This window comes from Hufsiella arboris (assembly GCF_009834875.1).
GTDB lineage: Bacteria > Bacteroidota > Bacteroidia > Sphingobacteriales > Sphingobacteriaceae > Hufsiella_A > Hufsiella_A arboris.
In genome coordinates, this window is the sequence record NZ_WVHT01000032.1 from 1 (window position 1) to 1691 (window position 1691).

Here is a 1691-nt window from a genome sequence, read left to right on the forward strand (position 1 = left end):
GGCCCGCCGGTTGCAGCAGTAGCCTTAACCCGCACGAATCTTTAATTCCCTCTAAAGATATTAATTTACACAAGCTTTCATAAACCACTTCATCGGCTATTGCGGCAACCGGCTGTTAGGAGTTTGCAGGCCGGAAGTTGCAGGTTTCTACCGTTCATAAACTACCGGAGCAAAAAATAAAAGAAGCGCTGGAAGGTCCTGATTTGAAAGGTTAGAAACAAACCGACGCAGAACTAAACGTTCCTCATTCAGCGAATAACCCTGGCGGTAGAAAAGTTTGTTTGAGTTCTCTTCTCTTTTTAGTCCTGAAACGCTTGCAAGGAAAGCGCCGGGTTTTATTTTTATGAACAGCTGCAACGTTCAATCGGCAATTAGCCTGTTACGCCTAACGGTTGGCAGATTTGCGATGGGCGGGCTTTTTAACACAAATATTGATTAGGAGAACTGAACTTCTATTAACCAAAAAACTTTCTGCGGAGCACGGAACCCGCCTGTTGCAAATCTGCTGTTATGTGTTGCCTTTCTTTTACTCGCCGTCATTCTCGTGTTTTTGGTTCACTATTATCTGTCGTCCAGATACAAGTAATTCGTCCATTGAAACGGGATCAAAGTGGTCAGCCATTACAAAAAATTTAGCGGTTGCCGTATTGTTATTTCCAAAGTCTTTATCAATATTGAAAGTCTGCCCAGGGTTAGTGTTGTTTAATTTATCTGCAATGATACTTTTTAATTTTTTTAAGTTGGCAATTGACCCACCAATTGCATGTTCATTAATTATCGCTTCGTTATCTAGAGTAATAATTTTTAAATAACTATACGGGCCGTAATGATCGTGTTCAAATTCCTTATTGTTACTTGGTTTACTTGTATACTCATCGAGTAATTTTACAAAGTTCTGTAAACCAATTTTGCTTCCGTAAAATCTCCATTGATTTACATCAAGTCTGTCGTCAAAATCGTAATAAAAACCCAACTCCCTCCATTCGTCCATGAGCATTCTTTCCATATTAAATCTTTCCTGTGGCATTAGCGTGTCATTGTTGGTTGCCGATGGTGGTTACACATAACGGTTAGGGCTTTGCGAAGATGGCAGATAGAAAGCACTTCCTTGGTACTTGTACAAAAGAAACTTTAATATAAAAAACTTCCGATTGCCCTCCCTTCACAGCCATTTTTGCAAAGGCTGTGTTATAAGCCGTTTTACTATTCACCTACTTTAATTTTAATGTTTGTTCCATCAGGCAAGTCTTTTGTTTGTTCACAAATTTGACCAGTAAGATGAAAGTGGACGGAAATATTGGTTGGTGCTATGTTTTCTATAATATACTTTCCGCCAAAAAGAGGAAGCGTCTTATAACTATATATCTCATTTTCACATATCTCAATATCAGCCGCTTTTAGTTCCGAAAATAGTTCAACTAGAAACCAATTGTCAAAGTTATCTGCGTTGTTCAGTTTCGTTTCGAATTCATCCAAGTCGCCAGCAACGTTGGTTAAACTACCGATGCTTGTATCTAGCCAATAAATTGTACCAACATGATCAGCCAAAAAGAGGTCGCCAAAACAGGTTACTAAAAGAATCTCGCTTTTTTCAGGGATTAGCCAGTTCCATGCTTCAGTAATATCCGAAATGTCAATTGTTGATTTATCTTTAAGGTAGTCTCGTATTTGCATGTTCTTTTATGGCTTAT

General features: G+C 38.7%; 2 protein-coding genes. Both read right to left on the reverse strand.

Going from position 1 to position 1691, the window contains the following annotated elements; genetic code table 11:
- Positions 1-526: 526 nt before the first annotated feature.
- A complete protein-coding gene (locus GS399_RS20505; protein WP_160846531.1) occupies positions 527-1006 on the reverse strand; it encodes a hypothetical protein in 480 nt (159 codons plus the stop codon).
- Positions 1007-1203: 197 nt separating this feature from the next.
- Positions 1204-1674 (reverse strand): T6SS immunity protein Tdi1 domain-containing protein, encoded by a 471-nt coding sequence (locus GS399_RS20510; protein WP_160846532.1) that lies wholly within the window; start codon positions 1672-1674, stop codon positions 1204-1206.
- Positions 1675-1691 lie beyond the last annotated feature (17 nt).

Bases quoted from the DNA above. Each gene is read 5' to 3' on its own strand.
- GS399_RS20505 (WP_160846531.1), bottom strand. From the start codon at position 1,006: ATGGAAAGAATGCTCATGGACGAATGGAGGGAGTTGGGTTTTTATTAC.
- GS399_RS20510 (WP_160846532.1), bottom strand. From the start codon at position 1,674: ATGCAAATACGAGACTACCTTAAAGATAAATCAACAATTGACATTTCG.